Annotated in this window: 13 protein-coding genes; 11 read left to right on the plus strand and 2 right to left on the minus strand. The window is 61.6% G+C overall.

Annotated elements, in window-relative coordinates; translation table 11 throughout:
* Positions 1 to 515, plus strand: a 515-nt coding sequence (locus K5E37_RS13450; RefSeq protein WP_221534075.1) for a GlxA family transcriptional regulator, incomplete at its 5' end; no start/stop codon positions are given.
* A gap of 68 nt (positions 516 to 583) precedes the next feature.
* Positions 584 to 1,756 (plus strand): ATP-binding protein, encoded by a 1,173-nt coding sequence (locus K5E37_RS13455; protein ID WP_221534076.1) that lies wholly within the window; start codon positions 584 to 586, stop codon positions 1,754 to 1,756.
* On the opposite strand, the gene K5E37_RS13460 is transcribed toward K5E37_RS13455, so the two are convergent.
* Positions 1,757 to 2,173 carry a DUF3010 family protein gene (locus K5E37_RS13460; protein ID WP_221534077.1) on the minus strand — a complete coding sequence of 139 codons (417 nt, stop codon included), beginning with the start codon at positions 2,171 to 2,173 and terminating at the stop codon, positions 1,757 to 1,759.
* Positions 2,174 to 2,220: 47 nt separating this feature from the next.
* A complete protein-coding gene (locus K5E37_RS13465) occupies positions 2,221 to 2,622 on the minus strand; it encodes a lysozyme inhibitor LprI family protein (protein WP_039768003.1) in 402 nt (133 codons plus the stop codon).
* A gap of 234 nt (positions 2,623 to 2,856) precedes the next feature.
* Here K5E37_RS13465 and K5E37_RS13470 point away from each other — a divergent pair, with 234 nt between their 5' ends.
* From K5E37_RS13470 to K5E37_RS13510, 9 genes are all read left to right on the plus strand, one after another.
* Positions 2,857 to 3,834: a dipeptidase gene (locus tag K5E37_RS13470; RefSeq protein WP_039768004.1), complete on the plus strand. Its 978-nt coding sequence runs from the start codon at positions 2,857 to 2,859 to the stop codon at positions 3,832 to 3,834.
* A 77-nt stretch (positions 3,835 to 3,911) separates the two neighbouring features.
* On the plus strand, positions 3,912 to 4,442 hold the full coding sequence (locus tag K5E37_RS13475) for a DUF5943 domain-containing protein (protein WP_007959778.1): 531 nt from the start codon (positions 3,912 to 3,914) through the stop codon (positions 4,440 to 4,442).
* Positions 4,443 to 4,457: 15 nt separating this feature from the next.
* Complete coding sequence (gene dgcA / locus K5E37_RS13480; protein WP_011336289.1) at positions 4,458 to 6,518, plus strand: dimethylglycine demethylation protein DgcA; 2,061 nt, start codon at positions 4,458 to 4,460, stop codon at positions 6,516 to 6,518.
* A 159-nt stretch (positions 6,519 to 6,677) separates the two neighbouring features.
* Entirely contained in the window at positions 6,678 to 8,627 is a 1,950-nt protein-coding gene (gene dgcB / locus K5E37_RS13485; protein ID WP_074692124.1) for a dimethylglycine demethylation protein DgcB, read from the plus strand.
* Positions 8,627 to 9,847, plus strand: a complete 1,221-nt coding sequence (locus tag K5E37_RS13490) for an electron transfer flavoprotein subunit alpha/FixB family protein (RefSeq protein WP_221534078.1) — start codon at positions 8,627 to 8,629, stop codon at positions 9,845 to 9,847. Before dgcB ends, K5E37_RS13490 begins: the two co-directional genes overlap by 1 nt.
* Positions 9,848 to 9,856: 9 nt before the next feature.
* The gene (locus tag K5E37_RS13495) at positions 9,857 to 10,627 is read left to right on the plus strand and encodes an electron transfer flavoprotein subunit beta (RefSeq protein ID WP_064380237.1); all 771 of its coding nucleotides are present in this window, start codon (positions 9,857 to 9,859) and stop codon (positions 10,625 to 10,627) included.
* A gap of 992 nt (positions 10,628 to 11,619) precedes the next feature.
* Complete coding sequence (locus K5E37_RS13500; RefSeq protein ID WP_221534079.1) at positions 11,620 to 15,072, plus strand: GMC family oxidoreductase N-terminal domain-containing protein; 3,453 nt, start codon at positions 11,620 to 11,622, stop codon at positions 15,070 to 15,072.
* A gap of 163 nt (positions 15,073 to 15,235) precedes the next feature.
* Positions 15,236 to 17,104, plus strand: coding sequence for a hypothetical protein (locus K5E37_RS13505; RefSeq protein WP_221534081.1), 1,869 nt, complete (start codon positions 15,236 to 15,238; stop codon positions 17,102 to 17,104).
* A gap of 25 nt (positions 17,105 to 17,129) precedes the next feature.
* Positions 17,130 to 18,374 carry a metallophosphoesterase gene (locus K5E37_RS13510; RefSeq protein ID WP_085608916.1) on the plus strand — a complete coding sequence of 415 codons (1,245 nt, stop codon included), beginning with the start codon at positions 17,130 to 17,132 and terminating at the stop codon, positions 18,372 to 18,374.
* The last annotated feature ends 5 nt before the right edge of the window (positions 18,375 to 18,379 follow it).

The following is an 18,379-nucleotide window of genomic DNA, read 5'->3' on the forward strand; positions in this document are numbered from 1 at the left end:
AGCTGTTCGAGATCGACCGCCGACGCATCACGTCTGCCGGCGGCACCGCATCGATTGACCTGATGCTCGACCTGATCGCCCAGGCCCACGGCCCGCAACTGGCGATCCAGGTCAGCGAGCAGTTTGTATTGGGGCGGATTCGTCCGCGCAAGGACCACCAGCGCATGGAAGTCGCCACGCGTTACGGCATCAGTAACAAGAAGCTGGTGCATGTGATCGGCGAGATGGAGCAGCACAGCGAACCGCCGCTGACCACCCTGGAACTGGCGGAGTCGATCAAGGTGACGCGGCGGCAACTGGAGCGCCTGTTTCGCCTGCACCTGAACGACACGCCGAGCAATTTCTATCTGCGCTTGAGACTGGAAAAGGCCCGGCAGCTGTTGCGCCAGACCGACATGAGCGTGCTCGAAGTCAGCATCGCCTGCGGGTTTGAATCACCGTCGTATTTCACCCGAAGCTACCGGGCGAAGTTTGCCCGGTGTCCGCGAGAGGATCGGCGACGGGAGGCCGTTTGACGGACGATTATAGTTAATTATACTTTGAGGTATAAATTACAGTCGTTTGAATAATTGAGTGTAAAACCATGTCCCGAAACAACGGCTTCGTCTTCCGCCGCCCCGCTCTGGCCCGCAGCGTTGCCGATGGTCTGGTGGGTGCAGGCCTGCAGGATTTCACCTCCGGCCTTTTTCTGGCAGCGCCGCGTCGCACCGGCAAAAGTACCTTTCTGCGCGAGGATCTGATCCCGGAATGCCAGTCCCGAGGCTGGCTGACGGTCTACGTCGACCTGTGGGCCGACAAGGAAAAAGACCCTGCTGACTTGATCGCCAGTGCCATTGCAGGCGCGTTGGTCCCCTTTGAAAAGGGCATCCGCAAACTGGCGAAGAATATCGGCATCGAAAAACTCAGCTTTCTGCGCACCTTGTCCTGGGATTTCACCAAGCCGCAACTGCCGGCGGGCGCGACCCTGACGCAAGCGCTGGAACTGCTCCACAGTGCCGCTGGAAAATCCGTAGTGCTGGTGATCGATGAGGCCCAGCACGCGCTCACCACCGCCGCGGGGATCAACGCGATGTTTGCCCTTAAGGCAGCGCGGGATCAGCTCAACCAGGGTCGTGAAGGCGAGGGCAGCGGTTTGCATCTGGTGTTCACCGGTTCCAATCGCGACAAACTCGCGCACCTGGTGCTGGGCAAGAGCCAACCGTTCTTCGGCTCGAGCATCACGCCCTTTCCATTGCTGGGAAAAGAGTTCACCCAGGCGTATACCTTGCACCTCAACGCCCATCTGGCCGAGACCAACCAGTTCAGTGCGGCCGATATCGACGACGCCTTTGAGTTGGTGGGGCGGCGCCCGGAAATGTTGCGCACCATCATCGGCGAAGTCGCGCTGGAACTGGGCGAGGCCAGCAATCTGGGGCAGTTGCTGCAAAGCCGTGCCGAATTGTTGCGCGCAGGCGTGTGGACCGAGTTCGAGAGCGCCTGGAACGCTCTGACCATCCCTCAGCGCGCCGTGCTGGAAGTGATGGTGGAGCGCTCACAGAACAACGAGCCTTTTGCACCGTTCACCGACAGCACGCTCATCGCGGTCAGCAAGGCACTGGAAAACCTGGGCAGCGACGTGGTGCCGGGCACCCAGACCATTCAGGCCTGCATCGATGCCCTGCGTGACAAGGAGCTGGTGTGGAAGTCGAGCCGTGGGGGCTATGCGCTGGAAGACAAATCCTTCGGTGACTGGCTGAGCGCGCGTAAAAAGGGCTAGTTACTTCTTCATCAATGCCGAGCACGCTGCCTTGTAGGCTTCATGCTGATACTTGTTCAGCGTCCCCGGCAGCTCGAAATTGTGCTTCTTGGCCTGGGCATTGATCGTCTGCGGCGACAGCAGCGTCACCTCGCAACCGTCCAGCAACTGAAACACGCCCTCGATCTTGAACGTGGTCGGCCCACCGGCAAACTCGCCCTTCTTGCTGCGCTTCTTGATCGCGATGCGATCAATCGAGTTCTCGCGCACGAACGACGCCACCTGAGCCGCGAACAGCTTCACGTTGGCTGCCTCGTCGTCATCGTCCAGCGCGATTTTCTTGGTGTTCAGAGCGACATGGCTCAGCACCGAACCGTCGAGGGACGCCACGGCGATGATCGCTTCACTGCCTTTGATTTCGATACCGCAGATGTTCATGTGAATCCCTTGATTGGCTGAAGAGGTGCAGCTTACAGCTCAAGCCCTCACTCCTGTCCGATCGACTCCAAAAACTCCGACCGCTCGTCACTCATCCGCGCCACGCAGTCGTTCTGCGCAATCTTGAACGCCTTGCTGCCGTCCGTCGCCGGGAAGGCTTCGACGGCGCAGTCGGCGTCGCGGGTTTTCAGCCATTGTTGCTGGGCGGCCTTGAGTTTGGCGGTGATGTCGGCCAGTTGCGCCGGGTTCTTGCCGTAGGCCGTCTGCATGCGCTCGTTCAGGCTGGCGTAGTTGTCCTTGAGCAGGTCCTCGGCGGTGGTGCGGCTGTAGGTCGAGCATTCCAGGGTCTGGATGTCGTTTTCCACCGCGTCGCACGGGTTGTTGTCGGACTCTTCGGCGGCGTGTACGCCGGTCGCAATCAGGGCCAGGGCCAGGAAGATCGATTTCATTGATGTCGCCGCTCTAATCCAGTGGTGTTTCCGGGATGCGGCAGATTCTGGCTCAAGCTCGCGGGCTTGAACAGGTGGCCGGTCGGACCGGTTGGCGACCCTTTGTCGCGGATTGACGCTTTCGGCAATTCCCCTGTCGTTTTTGCACCCGGCTGGTCGCGCACCGAGGCATATGCTGGCCCCAAAGCGCCGGCAGACGATTCGGCGCATGAATCGCCAATAAGGGGACGCCTGATGAGCCCAGCCGAATTACACGCCGACAGCATCGTTATCGACGGTCTGATCATTGCCAAATGGAACCGCGAGCTGTTCGAAGACATGCGCAAGGGCGGTCTAACGGCGGCCAACTGCACCGTGTCGGTGTGGGAAGGCTTTCAGGCCACGGTCAACAACATCGCTGCCAGCCAGAAACTGATTCGCGAAAACAGCGACCTGGTGATCCCCGTCCGCACCACCGCCGATATCCGCAAGGCCAAGGAGCAGGGCAAGACCGGCATCCTCTTCGGCTTCCAGAACGCCCATGCGTTTGAAGACCAGATCGGCTACGTCGAGGTGTTCAAGCAGCTCGGCGTCGGCATCGTGCAGATGTGCTACAACACCCAGAACCTGGTGGGCACCGGTTGCTACGAACGTGACGGCGGCCTGTCGGGCTTCGGTCGCGAAATCGTCGCCGAAATGAACCGTGTCGGCGTCATGTGCGACCTGTCCCACGTCGGCTCCAAGACTTCCGAGGAAGTCATCCTCGAATCGAAAAAACCGGTCTGCTATTCCCACTGCCTGCCGTCGGGGCTGAAAGAGCACCCGCGCAACAAATCCGATGAAGAGCTGAAATTCATCGCCGACCACGGCGGTTTCGTCGGCGTGACCATGTTCGCGCCGTTCCTGGCCAAGGGTATCGATTCGACCATCGACGACTACGCCGAAGCCATCGAATACACCATGAACCTGGTCGGCGAAGACGCCATCGGCATCGGCACCGACTTCACCCAGGGTCACGGCCAGGACTTCTTCGAATACCTGACCCACGACAAGGGCTACGCCCGCCGTCTGACCAACTTCGGCAAGATCATCAACCCGCTGGGCATCCGCACCGTCGGCGAGTTCCCGAACCTGACCGAAACCCTGCTCAAGCGCGGCCACTCCGAACGAGTCGTGCGCAAGATCATGGGCGAAAACTGGGTCAACGTCCTCAAGGACGTCTGGGGCGAGTAAGCCGCCGCTTCCCGAATACTTTCCCCCGGCCGTCCGCGTCGGGGGCAACACCAAAATTTTTCTGGAGTTAAGTTTCCATGGCCAAGATCGCCCCGCAATTGCCAATCGAAGTCGACAGCGAGACCGGTGTCTGGACCTCCGACGCCCTGCCGATGCTGTATGTGCCACGGCATTTCTTCGTCAACAACCACATGGGCATCGAGGAAGTACTGGGCGCTGACGCCTATGCCGAGATCCTCTACAAGGCCGGCTACAAATCCGCCTGGCACTGGTGTGAAAAAGAAGCCGAGTGCCACGGTCTGGAAGGCGTCGCGGTGTTCGAGCACTACATGAAGCGCCTGTCGCAGCGCGGCTGGGGCCTGTTCAAGATCCAGGACATCGACCTCGATAAAGGCACCTGCAGCGTCAAGCTCGAACACTCGGCGTTCGTCTACGTCTACGGCAAGGTCGGGCGCAAGGTCGACTACATGTTCACCGGCTGGTTTGCCGGTGCAATGGACCAGATCCTTGCCGCTCGCGGCAGCAAGATCCGCACCGTGGCCGAGCAGGTTTACGGTGGCTCCGAAGAAGGCCACGACGACGGCCTGTTCACCGTCAAGCCGTTGTAAGTCGAGGAACCCGCCATGGCTTTCGAAGCAATGTTTCAGCCAATTCAAATTGGCAAACTGACCATCCGCAACCGCGTGCTCAGCACCGCGCACGCCGAGGTCTACGCGACCGACGGCGGCATGACCACCGAACGGTACGTCAAATATTACGAAGAGAAAGCCAAGGGCGGCATCGGCCTGGCGATCTGTGGCGGTTCGTCCGTGGTGGCGATCGACAGCCCGCAGCAATGGTGGAGTTCGGTGAACCTGTCCACCGACCGGATCATCCCGCACTTCCAGAATCTCGCCGACGCCATGCACAAGCATGGCGCCAAGATCATGATCCAGATTACCCACATGGGCCGTCGCTCGCGTTGGGACGGTTTCCACTGGCCGACCCTGATGTCGCCGTCGGGCATCCGTGAACCGGTGCACCGTGCCACTTGCAAAACGATTGAGCCGGAAGAAATCTGGCGGGTGATCGGCAACTACGCGCAAGCCGCGCGCCGCGCCAAGGCCGGCGGCCTGGACGGCGTCGAACTGTCAGCCGTGCACCAGCACATGATCGACCAGTTCTGGAGCCCGCGCGTCAACAAGCGGACCGACGAATGGGGCGGCACCTTTGAAGGCCGGATGAAGTTCGGTCTGGAAGTGCTGAAAGCCGTGCGCGCCGAAGTCGGTGACGACTTCTGTGTCGGCATGCGCATCTGCGGCGACGAGTTCCACCCGGACGGTCTGTCCCACGAAGACATGAAGCAGATCGCCAAGTATTACGACGACACCGGCATGCTCGATTTCATCGGCGTCGTCGGCTCGGGTTGCGACACCCACAACACCCTGGCCAACGTGATTCCGAACATGAGTTATCCGCCGGAGCCGTTCCTGCACCTGGCGGCCGGGATCAAGGAAGTGGTCAAGGTTCCGGTGTTGCACGCGCAGAACATCAAGGACCCCAACCAGGCCACGCGGATTCTGGAGGGCGGTTACGTCGACATGGTCGGCATGACCCGCGCCCACATCGCCGACCCGCACCTGATCGCCAAGATCAAGATGGGCCAGATCGACCAGATCAAACAGTGCGTCGGCGCCAACTACTGCATCGACCGCCAGTACCAGGGTCTGGACGTGCTGTGCATCCAGAACGCCGCGACCTCCCGTGAATACATGGGCGTGCCGCACATCATCGAGAAATCCACCGGGCCGAAACGCAAGGTGGTGATCGTCGGTGCCGGCCCGGCGGGGATGGAAGCGGCCCGTGTGGCAGCCGAACGTGGCCACGACGTGACCCTGTTTGAGAAGAAGGAGTTCATCGGCGGGCAGATCACCACCGCATCGAAAGCGCCGCAGCGTGACCAGATTGCCGGTATCACTCGCTGGTTCCAGCTGGAGCTGGCACGCCTGAAAGTCGATCTGCGCCTGGGCACTGCGGCGGACGCCGACACCATCATGGACCTGCGTCCGGACATCGTGGTGCTGGCGGTCGGCGGCCACCCGTACCTGGAGCAGAACGAACACTGGGGCGCCGCTGAAGGGCTGGTCGTCAGCAGCTGGGACGTGCTCGACGGCAAGGTCGCGCCGGGCAAGAACGTGCTGGTCTACGACACCATCTGCGAGTTCACCGGGATGTCGGTGGCCGACTTCCTCGCCGACAAGGGCAGCCAGGTCGAGATCGTCACCGACGACATCAAGCCGGGCGTGGCCATCGGCGGTACGTCGTTCCCGACCTACTACCGCAGCATGTACCCGAAAGAAGTGATCATGACCGGCGACATGATGCTGGAGAAGGTCTACCGCGAAGGCGACAAGCTCGTCGCCGTGCTGGAGAACGAATACACCGGCGCCAAAGAGGAGCGGGTAGTGGATCAGGTGGTCGTCGAGAACGGCGTGCGCCCGGACGAGGAAATCTACTACGCCCTCAAGGACGGCTCGCGCAACAAGGGCCAGATCGACGTCGAGGCGCTGTTCGCGATCCAGCCGCAACCTTCGCTGAGCAGCACCGGCGACGGTTATCTGCTGTTCCGCATCGGTGACTGCGTGGCGCAGCGTAATACCCACGCCGCCATCTACGACGCCCTGCGGTTGTGCAAAGACTTCTAAACGCTGATGGACTGATCGTTCCCACGCTCTGCGTGGGAATGCAGCCCGGGACGCTCCGCGTCCCAAAGCGGACGCAGAGCGTCCATTGAGGCATTCCCACGCAGAGCGTGGGAACGATCGTCACGTGTTTCTCCAGGCTGTACTGGTGGGAGCTTCACCATGTTGAACACCCTTCTTCCAATCCTGTTGTTCGCAGCCCTGGCCCTCGCGGTGCTGGGGGCGTTGCGGCGGGTGGCCATGTGGCGCCGGGGCCGGGCCTCGAAGGTCGATCTGATCGGCGGCCTGTTCGCCATGCCCAAGCGTTACATGGTCGATCTGCACCACGTGGTGGCGCGGGACAAATACATCGCCAACACCCACGTCGCCACGGCGGGCGGTGCGGTGGCGTCGATCGTGCTGGCGATTCTGGTGCACGGTTTCGGCCTGCATAACCGGATCCTCGGCTACGCGTTGCTGCTGATGACGGCGGTGATGTTCGTCGGGGCGATCTTCGTTTATCGGCGTCGGCTCAACCCGCCGTCGCGGCTGTCGAAAGGCCCGTGGATGCGCCTGCCGAAAAGCCTGCTGGCGTTCTCGGCCTCGTTCTTCCTGGTGACCTTGCCGGTGGCCGGGATCCTGCCGGAGAACTTCGGCGGCTGGGTGCTGGCAGCGATTCTCGGCATCGGTGTGTTGTGGGGCGTGTCGGAACTGTTCTTCGGCATGACCTGGGGCGGGCCGATGAAACACGCCTTCGCCGGTGCGTTGCACCTGGCCTGGCACCGTCGCGCCGAACGTTTTGGTGGTGGTCGTTCCACCGGTTTGAAACCGCTGGACCTGAACGATCCAACCGCGCCACTGGGCGTGGAGAAACCCAAGGATTTCACCTGGAACCAGTTGCTCGGTTTCGACGCCTGCGTGCAGTGCGGCAAGTGCGAAGCGGCGTGCCCGGCGTTCGCCGCCGGCCAGCCGCTAAATCCGAAAAAGCTGATTCAGGACATGGTCGTCGGCCTCGCCGGCGGCACCGATGCCAAGTTCGCCGGCAGTCCGTATCCGGGCAAACCGGTGGGCGAACACAGCGGCAATCCACATCAACCGATCGTCAACGGTCTGGTCGATGCCGAAACCCTGTGGTCGTGCACCACCTGCCGCGCCTGCGTCGAGGAATGCCCGATGATGATCGAGCACGTCGATGCCATCGTCGACATGCGCCGCCATCTGACCCTGGAAAAAGGCGCGACCCCGAACAAGGGTGCCGAAGTCCTGGAAAACCTGATTGCTACCGACAACCCTGGCGGTTTTGCTCCGGGCGGCCGGATGAACTGGGCGGCGGACCTGAACCTCAATCTGCTCAGCGAGAAGAAGTCCACCGACGTGCTGTTCTGGGTCGGCGACGGTGCCTTCGACATGCGTAACCAGCGCACTCTGCGTGCGTTTGTCAAAGTGCTGAAAGCGGCCAAGGTCGACTTCGCGGTGCTCGGTCTGGAAGAACGCGACAGCGGCGACGTGGCCCGACGTCTGGGTGACGAAGCGACTTTCCAGTTGCTCGCCAAACGCAACATCCAGACCCTGGCCAAATACAGCTTCAACCGCATCGTCACCTGCGATCCGCACAGCTTCCACGTGTTGAAAAACGAGTACGGCGCCTTCGACGGCAACTACCTCGTGCAGCACCACAGCACTTACCTGGCGGAAATCATCCAGGCCGGCGCGCTGAACCTCGGTCAGCACAAAGGCAACAGCGTGACCTATCACGATCCTTGCTACCTCGGTCGCTACAACGGCGAGTACGAGGCGCCGCGCGAAGTGCTGCGCGCCCTCGGCATCGAGATCAAGGAAATGCAACGTTCCGGCTTCCGTTCACGCTGCTGCGGCGGCGGTGGCGGGGCGCCGATCACCGACATTCCGGGCAAGCAGCGGATCCCCGACATGCGCATGGAGGACATCCGCGAGACCGGTGCCGAACTGGTGGCCGTCGGTTGTCCACAGTGCACGGCGATGCTCGAAGGCGTGGTCGAACCGCGTCCGCTGATCAAGGACATCGCCGAACTGGTGGCCGACGCGCTGCTCGAAGACGCCGCGCCGAACAAGCCTGCCACCCCGGCCAAACGTGAACCTGCGGAGGCCCACTGATGAGCGACATTATCCGCCGCGACCCCCGCGCCGAATGGATCGCACGCAACCGCCTGCACCCGCTGCACGCGGCCATGCAACCGGCGCAACACAGCTGGATGGGCCCTAACGGGATCATCCGCAAGAACCTGCACGGCATCGGCTTCATCGGGCCGAACGGCATCAAGCGCATCGACCGCAGCGGTGCCCAGCAGGGCGGGGCGGTCAAACGTTCGGCCGCGGTCGAAGTGCAATTGCCGCTGCATCAGGTGCCGGCCCCGGCGTTCTACATCAGCGTGGTGCCGGACATGGTCGGTGGCCGCTTGAGCAGCCACGACCGCGACTTGCTCGGCCTGGCTCATCAACTGGCCGGCAGCGAAGGTGCGGTGCTGGCGGTGGTGTTCGGCGAGCACAAGGAAAACGCTTTCGCCACCGCAGGCGTTGACCGCTTGCTGGTGCTGGAAGGCGAAGAATTCAGCGGTTATGCACCGGAGCAACGGATCCAGGGCTTGCGGGCTGTGGATAACCAGTTCAACCCGCGTCACTGGCTCCTGCCGGACAGCCGCAGCGGTGGCGGCGAACTCGGTCGACGCTTTGCCGCCGCACTGGGCGAGCGCCCGGCGACACGGGTGTGGCAGGTCAAGGATCAGGAGTGCATCGGCCGCGCCGGTGCCGGGTTGCAGGATCTTGCCCGCCCGGTGGCGCGTTTGATTCTGGCGTCCGCCGAATGCGCGGAACCGGTCAGCGAAACCCGTCACGAAGCGCTGCCGGTGGAGTTATCCACACCTGTCGCGCGCAGCCTGTCGCGGATCGAGGATCTGGGTGCGGTGGCGGTGGATCCGGCGGCGATTCCGATGGCCGAAGCCGAGTTCATCTTCTCCGGCGGCAACGGGGTCAAGGACTGGGATCTTTTCCACAGGACCGCCGCCGCCCTCGGCGCCACCGAAGGCGCTTCGCGGGTGGCGGTGGACGATGGCTTCATGGCCCGCGACCGTCAGGTCGGCGCGTCCGGCACCTGGGTCACCGCGCGGGTTTACGTGGCCGTGGGGATTTCCGGGGCGATCCAGCACCTGCAAGGCATCGGTGCCTGCGACAAGGTGGTGGCGATCAACCTCGATCCGGGTTGCGACATGATCAAGCGTGCCGACCTGTCGGTGATCGGCGAAAGCGCGGAAATTCTTCAGGCCTTGATCGCGGCGGTAGAGGCTTACCGCAACGAAGCCAAGCGCGATGCGGCTTAAGGAACGGTTATGAGCACAAAGATCATCAGTCTGGTTTCAATCGGCGCCCACCCGACCTCCGGCCGCCCGCGCCGCGCCGATCAGGACGCCCGCGCGGTGGAACTCGGCCTGCAACTGGCGGGGGATAACCTGCAAGTGCTGCATGCCGGCGACATCGCGGAACCGGCGCTGCGCGCCTATCTGGGCATGGGGCTTGCGCAGATGCATGTGCTGGAACAACCGGCCGGTGCCGACGCGTTGCCGGCGTTGACCGAGTATCTGCGTGATGCTGGCGCACAGGTCGTGTTGACCGGCAGCCAGGCGGAAACCGGCGAGGGCTCGGGGATGTTGCCGTTTCTGCTGGCCGAAGGGCTGGGCTGGCCGCTGGTGGTGGGGCTGGCGCAGGTCGAATCGATCAACGACGGTTCTGCGCTGGTGCTGCAAGCGTTGCCCCGTGGGCAGCGCCGCCGGCTGAAGGTGCGCCTGCCGTTTCTGGCAACTGTGGATAACGCTGCGCCCAAGCCTCGGCAAAGTGCTTACGGACCTGCGCGGCGTGGAGCTCTTCAGGCTAAAGACGTGGAAGTGGTGGATGACGAACTGCTTGCGGTGGCGACCCTGCAACCGGCCAAGCCTCGGCCGAAACGCTTGAAGGTGATCAAGGCCAAGAGCGGGGCTGACCGGATGAAGGCGGCTACGGCCAAGGCCAGTGGGGGCGGGGGGCAAGTGCTCAAGGGCGTGACGGCGCAGGCCGGTGCTGAAGCGATTTTGAAGTTGTTGATCGAAGAAGGTGTTGTCCGCTGAAACTTGTTGACCCTCTCCCTTCGGGAGAGGGCGGTTTACCCACAATCCCTGTTGGCGGATCTGTGGATAACGTGTTCGCCCCTCCCTGAATCCCACGCCAATCAAGCCCTCCAGCCCCCAGATCAAAAAACAACCAGCCTAACTTGCGGTTTTTTCTGAGTTTTTCCCCAGAACAATTCCCGGACTTGCCCCCAATCTCTGTTGGCGCTTCTGTGGATAAGATGTTCGCTATCCGCTAAGAGCCATATAAACCGTGGCTTACAAAGATCTGATCAAAAAACGCTCAATTCAGCCTTTTAACCCGCTAATCCCCACGCAAACCCCCATTTATCAACGCCTCCAGCGTTTTTCCACAGCGCCCGCCAAGTTACCCCCGAACTCTGTTGGCGCTTCTGTGGATAAGGTGTTCGCCATCCTCTGCAAGCCACGTATTCCGTGCCGTGTAGCGGCTTGATCAAAAAACAATCAATCGCTAATGGAAACCCTGCTTCTGAATAAGTCACAGTTTTTCTTCGCAAAATCCCGATTATTTTTCCAGGTCATCCACAGTTGTCCCCATTAGCTGTGGGTGTCTATGTGGATAACTTGTTCGCCAAACCCTGCAACCCCCGGCGGGCTTAGTCCAAAAGGCAATTGATCAGATTTCATACAGTTCTAAGAGGCTGCCTTGACTTCGATCCGGTGCCTGTCTTCACTGCAATGGCACAAGGACAGCCGTCACTTATCCACATCTGGTTCAGGGAGAACGCGTGATGGATACCCAGCCACACCGCTTACCCCTCAGTCCCTGCACGCTCCGCGCGCTGCCGGCACCTTCGCCGCGAAAGCGCACGTTGCGTCGTGCCGCCAATCAGCACGCCCGCCTGTAGCGCTTGATTCCTGCCTAAACCGTTGTACTGCCGTCGGGATTTCCCGGAGGCCAGGTGCCCGTTCGCCCATCGATTGCAGGCAACCGCAGAGTTGCCCCATCTGCCTGAGAGAGGAACCCCCTCATGACACGGATCGCAACGCCCATCAGCGAAATAAAAGAACACTACGACGTGATCGTCATCGGCTCCGGGTACGGCGGCGGCATTGCCGCGTCGCGCCTGTCCCGGGCCGGTAAGAAGGTCTGCCTGCTGGAACGCGGTCGGGAGATCCAGCCCGGCGAATACCCCAACACCATGATCGCCGCGACCGAGGAATTGCAGGTACACGATCCGGACGGCCACATCGGCTCGCGTACCGGGTTGTTCGATCTGCATGTCAACGCGCAGCAGAACGTGGTGGTCGGTTGCGGCCTCGGCGGCACGTCGCTGATCAATGCCAACGTCTCGCTGGAACCGACAGCCGATGTGTTCAAGGATCCACGCTGGCCGTTGGCGGTGCGCGAGGATAACGATGGCCTGCTCAAGGCGGGTTACGAAAAAGCCCGGGAGATGCTCAAACCCAATCCCTACCCGAGCACCTCGCCGAACCTGCCTAAGCTTGATGCCAACAAAAAATCCGCAGACTTCCTCAAGCAAGGCGCGCATTTCTACAAGCCGCCGATCAACGTGACCTTCGACAAACTGCCCAACAACCTCAATCACGTCGGCGTCGAGCAACTGCCGTGCAACCACTGCGGCGACTGCGTATCGGGCTGTAACAACAAGGCCAAGAACACCACGCTGATGAACTACCTGCCGGACGCCACCAACCACGGCGCGGAGATTTTCTGTCAGGCCCAGGTGCGGCATCTGGAGCGCGACGGCAATGGCTGGATCGTGCACTTCCAGTATCTGGACAGCGGTCGCGAGAAATTCGACGCGCCGACGCTGTTCGTGAAGGCTGACATCGTGGTGGTTTCTGCCGGCACCCTCGGTTCCACCGAAATTCTGCTGCGCTCGCGGGACAAGGGCCTGGTGATGTCCGGGCAGCTCGGCGAGAACATGAGCGGCAACGGCGACATCCTCGGCTTCGGCCACAACTGCGAGCAGACCATCAACGGCATCGGTTTCGGCGCGCATTCGGCCAAGGAAATGCAACCGGTCGGCCCCTGCATCACTTCGATCATCGACATGCGCACCGAGGGTGACCGCAGCAGTCGCATGGTCATCGAGGAAGGTTCGATCCCCGGCGCGCTCGGCCGGCCGATGGTGCCGGCGATGGCCGGGTTCGCCGAGATGATCGGCAAGCCCACCGACGACAGCTTCAGCGGCAAAGTGAAGTACAAGGAGCGTGAAGCCGAAAGCTTCCTGCGCGGCCCGTATCACGGCGCGCTGCACAACATGCAGACCTACCTGATCATGAGCCACGACAGCGGTCAGGGACGCATGGTCCTCGACAGCAAGGATCAGCTGCGCATCGACTGGCCGGGCGTCGGCGAGCAGGAAAACTTCAAGATCGGCAACGAACGCCTGTACCAGAGCACCAAAGCCCTGGGCGGGATCTGGGTCGAGAATCCGATCTGGACCAAGCTGCTCAAGCACAGCATCGTCTCGGTGCATCCGCTGGGCGGTTGCGTGATGGGCGAAGACGCCGCGCAAGGCGTGGTCAACCACAAGGGCCAGGTGTTCAGCGGTGCCAGTGGCACCGATGTCTACGCCAACCTGTACGTGACCGACGGCGCGGTGATCCCGACGTCACTGGCGGTCAACCCGCTGCTGACCATCTCCGCCGTGAGCGAGCGCAACATGGGCCTGCTGGCCGCCGATCGTGGCTGGACGATCGACTACATGTTGCCGTCGGCCCCGCGCAAACAGACCGCGCCGCCGACCCTCGGCGTGCAGTTCACCGAAACCATGAAGGGCTACTTCTCTCGCGCCTTCACCGCCGCGCAAAGCACCGACCTGAAGGTTTACGAGGCGGCAGCCAAACGCGGCGAGGCGGACAACTCGCCGATCGACTTCACCCTGACCATCACCGCGAATGACCTCAACCGGATGATCAAGGAGCCCGAACACGCTGCGACCATCGTCGGCACGGTGATCGCCCCGGCGCTGTCGCCGGAGCCGCTGACCGCCAGCAACGGTGTGTTCAACCTGTTCGAGCAGTTCGAGCAGCAGGTCGATACGCGCCACATGAAATACGACATGAAACTGACCGCCGAGGACGGCAACGACTATTTCTTCAGCGCCTTCAAGACCGTGCCGGAAGATAACGGCGTGCTGAATATCTGGCACGACACCAGCACCCTCTACGTCACGCTGTATCGCGGGCCGGACAAGACCGGCGAAGTGATCGGCTCCGGGGTGATGCACATCAAACCGACCGATTTCGCCAAGCAGATGACCACCATGAAAGTCCTCAATGCGCGCAACGAGCGTGAGCGCATCGAAGGGCTGGCGCGGTTCGGCAAGTTCTTCGCCGGGATTCTCTGGGAGAGTTATGGCGGGGTGTTTGCCGGTGACAAATACTTCAATCCCGACGCGCCGCCACGGCTGAAACGGCCACTGGATGCGCCGACGCCTGCCGTGCATTTCTTCTCCACCGAAGACGGCGTGCAGTTGCGCCTGACCCGTTATCAGGCCGGCAGCAAAGGGCCGGTGATGCTGGTACATGGTCTGGGTGTGGGCTCGAACATCTTTTCCACCGATACGATCCAGACCAACCTGCTGGAGTTTCTCTGCAAGCACGATTACGACGTGTGGCTGCTGGATTTCCGGGTGAGCATCCTGCTGCCAGCGAGCAAGAAGGAATGGAACGGCGACCAGATCGCCCAGTACGACTTCAAGGCCGCCATCGCACAGATCCAGCAGGAAACCCAAGCCAGGGACGTGCAGTGCGTGGTGCATTGCTACGGCGCCACGACCTTCTTCATGTCGCTGCTCGCCGGTTTGCAGGGCGTGCGTTCGGTGGTCTGCTCGCAGATTGCCGCCGACACGGTGGTCGCGACGGCAACGGGGTTGAAGGCCGGTCTGCACTTGCCGGGAATGCTTGACGCGATCGGCATCAAATCCATGACCGCCTACGCCGACAGCAAGGAGAACTGGTTCAACCGGCTCTACGACAAGGCGCTCAACGGCTACGCGCGGATCGAAGCCCAGGGCTATTGCACCAACCCGGTGTGCCACCGCATCACCTTCATGTACGCCTCGCTGTATCGCCACGACACCCTCAACGAAACCCTGCACGACAACCTGCACGAGCTGTTCGGCGAGTCGAACATCGAGACCTTCGAGCACCTGGCGCTGATCGTGCGCAAAGGGCATCTGGTGGATTTCAAAGGGCACGACGTCTACATGCCGCACTTTGATCGGCTGACCATGCCGATCTGTTTTATCAGCGGCGCCGACAACCAGTGTTATCTGCCGGAAAGCACGCTCAAGACTTATCAGCGGGTTTGCGAGCAGCACGGGCCGGAACGCTACAGCCGGCATGTGGTGCCGGGTTACGGCCACATCGATTGCATGTTCGGCAAGAACGCGGTGGTCGATGTGTATCCGATCATCCTTGAGCATCTGGAGAAAACGGCCCTCGGTTGATCTCAGACCGAGTCGTCCGCTTCGCGGGCAAGCCCGCTCCCACAGGGTTTTGTGCCAGACACAAAGTCAGCAGACACCCCAGTCCAATGTGGGAGCGGGCTTGCTCGCGAAGGCGGTAGGTCAGGCAATACATCTCTCGGGTTTGCACAAGGAAATGGATGACATGGACAGCTACATCCGCTGGTTTCAACGCTTCATCTGGCTCGGCATTGCGATGAACATGGTGTTCGCGATTCCGGCGCTGTTTGCGCCGGGGTTGCTGACATCGGTGGTCGGCCTGCCGCCGCAACTCTCCGACCCGTGGCTGGAAAACGCCGGGATGCTGCTGGTGGGCATCAGCGTGTTCTACATGCCGTCGGGCTTCAACGCGCCGCGCTACGTGGTGCATTCCTGGCTGTGCGTGCTGACGCGGTTGATCGCCGTGGCGTTCTGGATCTACCTGATCAACACCAGCAGCCAGGGCTCGGTGTTCGTGCCGATGTTGATGGGCGACCTGAGTTTTTTCCTGATCCTAGGCATCCTGCTGTACCTCGGTACCACGCCTGAAAACCGACCCTTGGCCCTACTCTGTGACGGCTGGCGCGAATGGCGCGCCGCGTGGGCGCGGCAGTGGCAGAGTCACGCGTTCAAGGTCGGCACGCTGGTTGTTGTGGCGCTACTGGCGTTCATCGGTTACCAGACCTGGTATCAGATGCTGCGCGTGGTGCCGGAGCAGGATTACGCCTCCGACGAAGACCACTACAAATACGCCGCCATCGGCCTCGGTATCGAAGCGCGGATTCCGTATTACCTGTTCTCGGTATTGCCGCAGATGTGCCCGGAAAAACTGCCGAAACCCGGCGGCTGGGAAGTCTTCGGGTTCCTGTTCGAGAACGGTAAGGACCTGCCGATCGGCATGGCCAAGCGACAGATCGGTTACCCGACCGTCGAGCCGAACTGCGCGCTGTGCCACACCGGTTCCTACCGGGCCAATGCCAGCGACGTCGCGGTGAATGTGCCGAGCGCACCGGCCAATACCCTGCAACTGCAGGCTTTCCAGTGGTTTGCCTACGATTGCGCCAGCGATCCGAAATTCACCACCGACGCGGTGATGGCGGCGATCAACAGCAAGTTCCAGCTCGGCTTCTTCGAGAAGATCTACAACCGTTACCTGATCATCCCGATGGCCAAGACCGCGCTGCTCAAACAGAAGCAGGCCTACGCTTGGCAGAAACTGCGCCCGCAACAGGGGCCGGGGCGCACCGACACCTTCAACCCGACGAAAATGGTGGTGTTCGGCTTCCCGGATGACTCGACCATTGGCACCGTCGACCTGCCGCAAGTGTGGAACCAGAAACCCCGGGAATCGATGTACCTGCACTGGGACGGCAATAACAACAAGATCCACGAGCGCAACTACGCCGCTGCGATGGCCGTGGGCGCGACGCCGGAATCGGTGCTGCCGCCGAGTTTCAACCGGGTGACCAACTGGCTGCTCGGGCACAAGGCGCCGGCGTGGCCGTGGGCACTGGATCAGGCAAAAGTCGCCCAGGGCAAACCGGTGTGGGAGGCTAACTGCGCCGGTTGTCACGATTTCGGTCGCGTCGATACCGGGCAGGTCACCACCAACATCGACCAGCTCGGCACCGATCCGCACCGGCTGAACTCGTTCACCACCGGGCTGGTGGCGGCGTTTCACACCTTCAAGAAACCGCCGTTCGATTTCGGCGCCTATCGCAAGACCCAGAGCTACAGCAACACGCCCACCGACGGCATCTGGCTGCGTGCGCCGTACCTGCACAACGGCTCGGTGCCGACGTTGTGGGACTTGCTGCAACCGCCGGAAAAACGTCCGCAGGTGTTCATCACCGGCTCCGATGTCTACGACCCGGTCAACGTCGGCTTCGTGACCAGTGGCGCCCAGGCCAAAGCTTCGGCGGATTTCACCTACGACACGCGCCTGGAAGGCAACCACAACAGCGGTCACCTGTACGGCACGACGCTGTCGGACGACGACAAGCGTGCGCTGATCGAATTCATGAAAACCCTGTGAACCCTTACGGATAGAGGATTACGTCATGTCAGCGGTCGGACATCTGAAGCACGAATACGACAAGGTCAAGGTACGCCTGCACGGCTTGTTCACGCGCATCGAAATGGCCTGGATGAAGCTCATCAGCGAGCTGGAGCCGCAGGAGTTTCAAGCCATCATCAAGTTGCTCCAGCGCGGTCACGATCAGGCGCAATACGTGCTCAAGCACGGCGAGCTGCCGGACGACGAGCCGGCGGTGCCGTGGGAGTTGTCCCACGGCCTGTCGATCTTGCGCATCGGCAACGCGACGCCGCTGCCGCAATCGCCCGATCAACTGCAAACCAAGGTACTCAAGGACGGCACGCTGCTGGGCTGTCGCAAATGGGAGCTGCTGGATCTGCTGTGGAGCGAGGCACTGCTCAAGTGGATCGAAAACCTGCGCCATCACGCAACCTTCGGCACCGATCCGGCGCTGGTGAAAATGGAGCGCGAAGTGACGCTGGCGATTGCCGGCGACTGGGGCACCGGGCCGTTCAACAGCCACGCGCCGGCGGTATCGGTGGCCAACCAGATGCAACTGGCCAATGCCGATTTCACTATTCACCTGGGGGATGTCTATTACGCCGGCACCCATTCCCAGGAAGACACCGACATGGCGGGCTGGCCGATGGGCACCCACGGCTCGTTCACCCTCAATTCCAACCACGAGATGTACAGCGGCGCCCACGGTTACTTCAAGGAACTGGCCGCGCGTTTTCCGGGGCAGCAGGGCACCAGCTACTTCGCCCTGATCAACGACGACTGGCTGATTGTCGGGCTGGACACGGCGTACGCCTCGGACGTCATGAACCTGTACATGGACGGAACGCTGAACAAGCCGCAGATCGAGTGGATGAAGGGCCTGCCGAAACGCAAGAAACTCATGGTGCTCAGCCACCATCAGGGCTTCGACATCACCGGGCACAACAAGACCGCGCTGTATCAACCGGTGTGCGATGCGCTGGGGCGTGAGCCGGATTACTGGTATTGGGGGCATCTGCACAACGGCATCGTCTACGCGACCCAGGGCGGGCTGCATGCGCGTTGTGCCGGCCACGGAGCGATTCCCTACGGCACCACCAGCGAGCTGAACGGACATTCGCGGGTGCTGTTTTCGGAGACGAAGGATGCGAACGATCCGGACTATCCGCTAAGGGTTTTGAACGGGTACGCGAAGATCAGGTTGGTGGGGGAGGAGATTTTCGAGGAGTTTATTGGCGAGGATGGATCGGTGAGGTGGTCATCGAAGTGATCCGT

The sequence above is a fragment of the Pseudomonas sp. RIT778 genome, from assembly GCF_019718735.1.
In the GTDB taxonomy this organism is placed as follows: domain Bacteria; phylum Pseudomonadota; class Gammaproteobacteria; order Pseudomonadales; family Pseudomonadaceae; genus Aquipseudomonas; species Aquipseudomonas aphyarum.

Excerpts from the sequence above, each read along its gene's own strand:
- K5E37_RS13495 (WP_064380237.1), top strand. The coding sequence starts at position 9,857 with ATGAGCACAAAGATCATCAGTCTGGTTTCAATCGGCGCCCACCCGACC.
- K5E37_RS13470 (WP_039768004.1), top strand. The coding sequence starts at position 2,857 with ATGAGCCCAGCCGAATTACACGCCGACAGCATCGTTATCGACGGTCTG.
- dgcA (WP_011336289.1), top strand. The coding sequence starts at position 4,458 with ATGGCTTTCGAAGCAATGTTTCAGCCAATTCAAATTGGCAAACTGACC.
- K5E37_RS13455 (WP_221534076.1), top strand. The coding sequence starts at position 584 with ATGTCCCGAAACAACGGCTTCGTCTTCCGCCGCCCCGCTCTGGCCCGC.
- K5E37_RS13460 (WP_221534077.1), bottom strand. The coding sequence starts at position 2,173 with ATGAACATCTGCGGTATCGAAATCAAAGGCAGTGAAGCGATCATCGCC.
- K5E37_RS13505 (WP_221534081.1), top strand. The coding sequence starts at position 15,236 with ATGGACAGCTACATCCGCTGGTTTCAACGCTTCATCTGGCTCGGCATT.
- dgcB (WP_074692124.1), top strand. The coding sequence starts at position 6,678 with ATGTTGAACACCCTTCTTCCAATCCTGTTGTTCGCAGCCCTGGCCCTC.
- K5E37_RS13490 (WP_221534078.1), top strand. The coding sequence starts at position 8,627 with ATGAGCGACATTATCCGCCGCGACCCCCGCGCCGAATGGATCGCACGC.
- K5E37_RS13500 (WP_221534079.1), top strand. The coding sequence starts at position 11,620 with ATGACACGGATCGCAACGCCCATCAGCGAAATAAAAGAACACTACGAC.
- K5E37_RS13465 (WP_039768003.1), bottom strand. The coding sequence starts at position 2,622 with ATGAAATCGATCTTCCTGGCCCTGGCCCTGATTGCGACCGGCGTACAC.
- K5E37_RS13510 (WP_085608916.1), top strand. The coding sequence starts at position 17,130 with ATGTCAGCGGTCGGACATCTGAAGCACGAATACGACAAGGTCAAGGTA.
- K5E37_RS13475 (WP_007959778.1), top strand. The coding sequence starts at position 3,912 with ATGGCCAAGATCGCCCCGCAATTGCCAATCGAAGTCGACAGCGAGACC.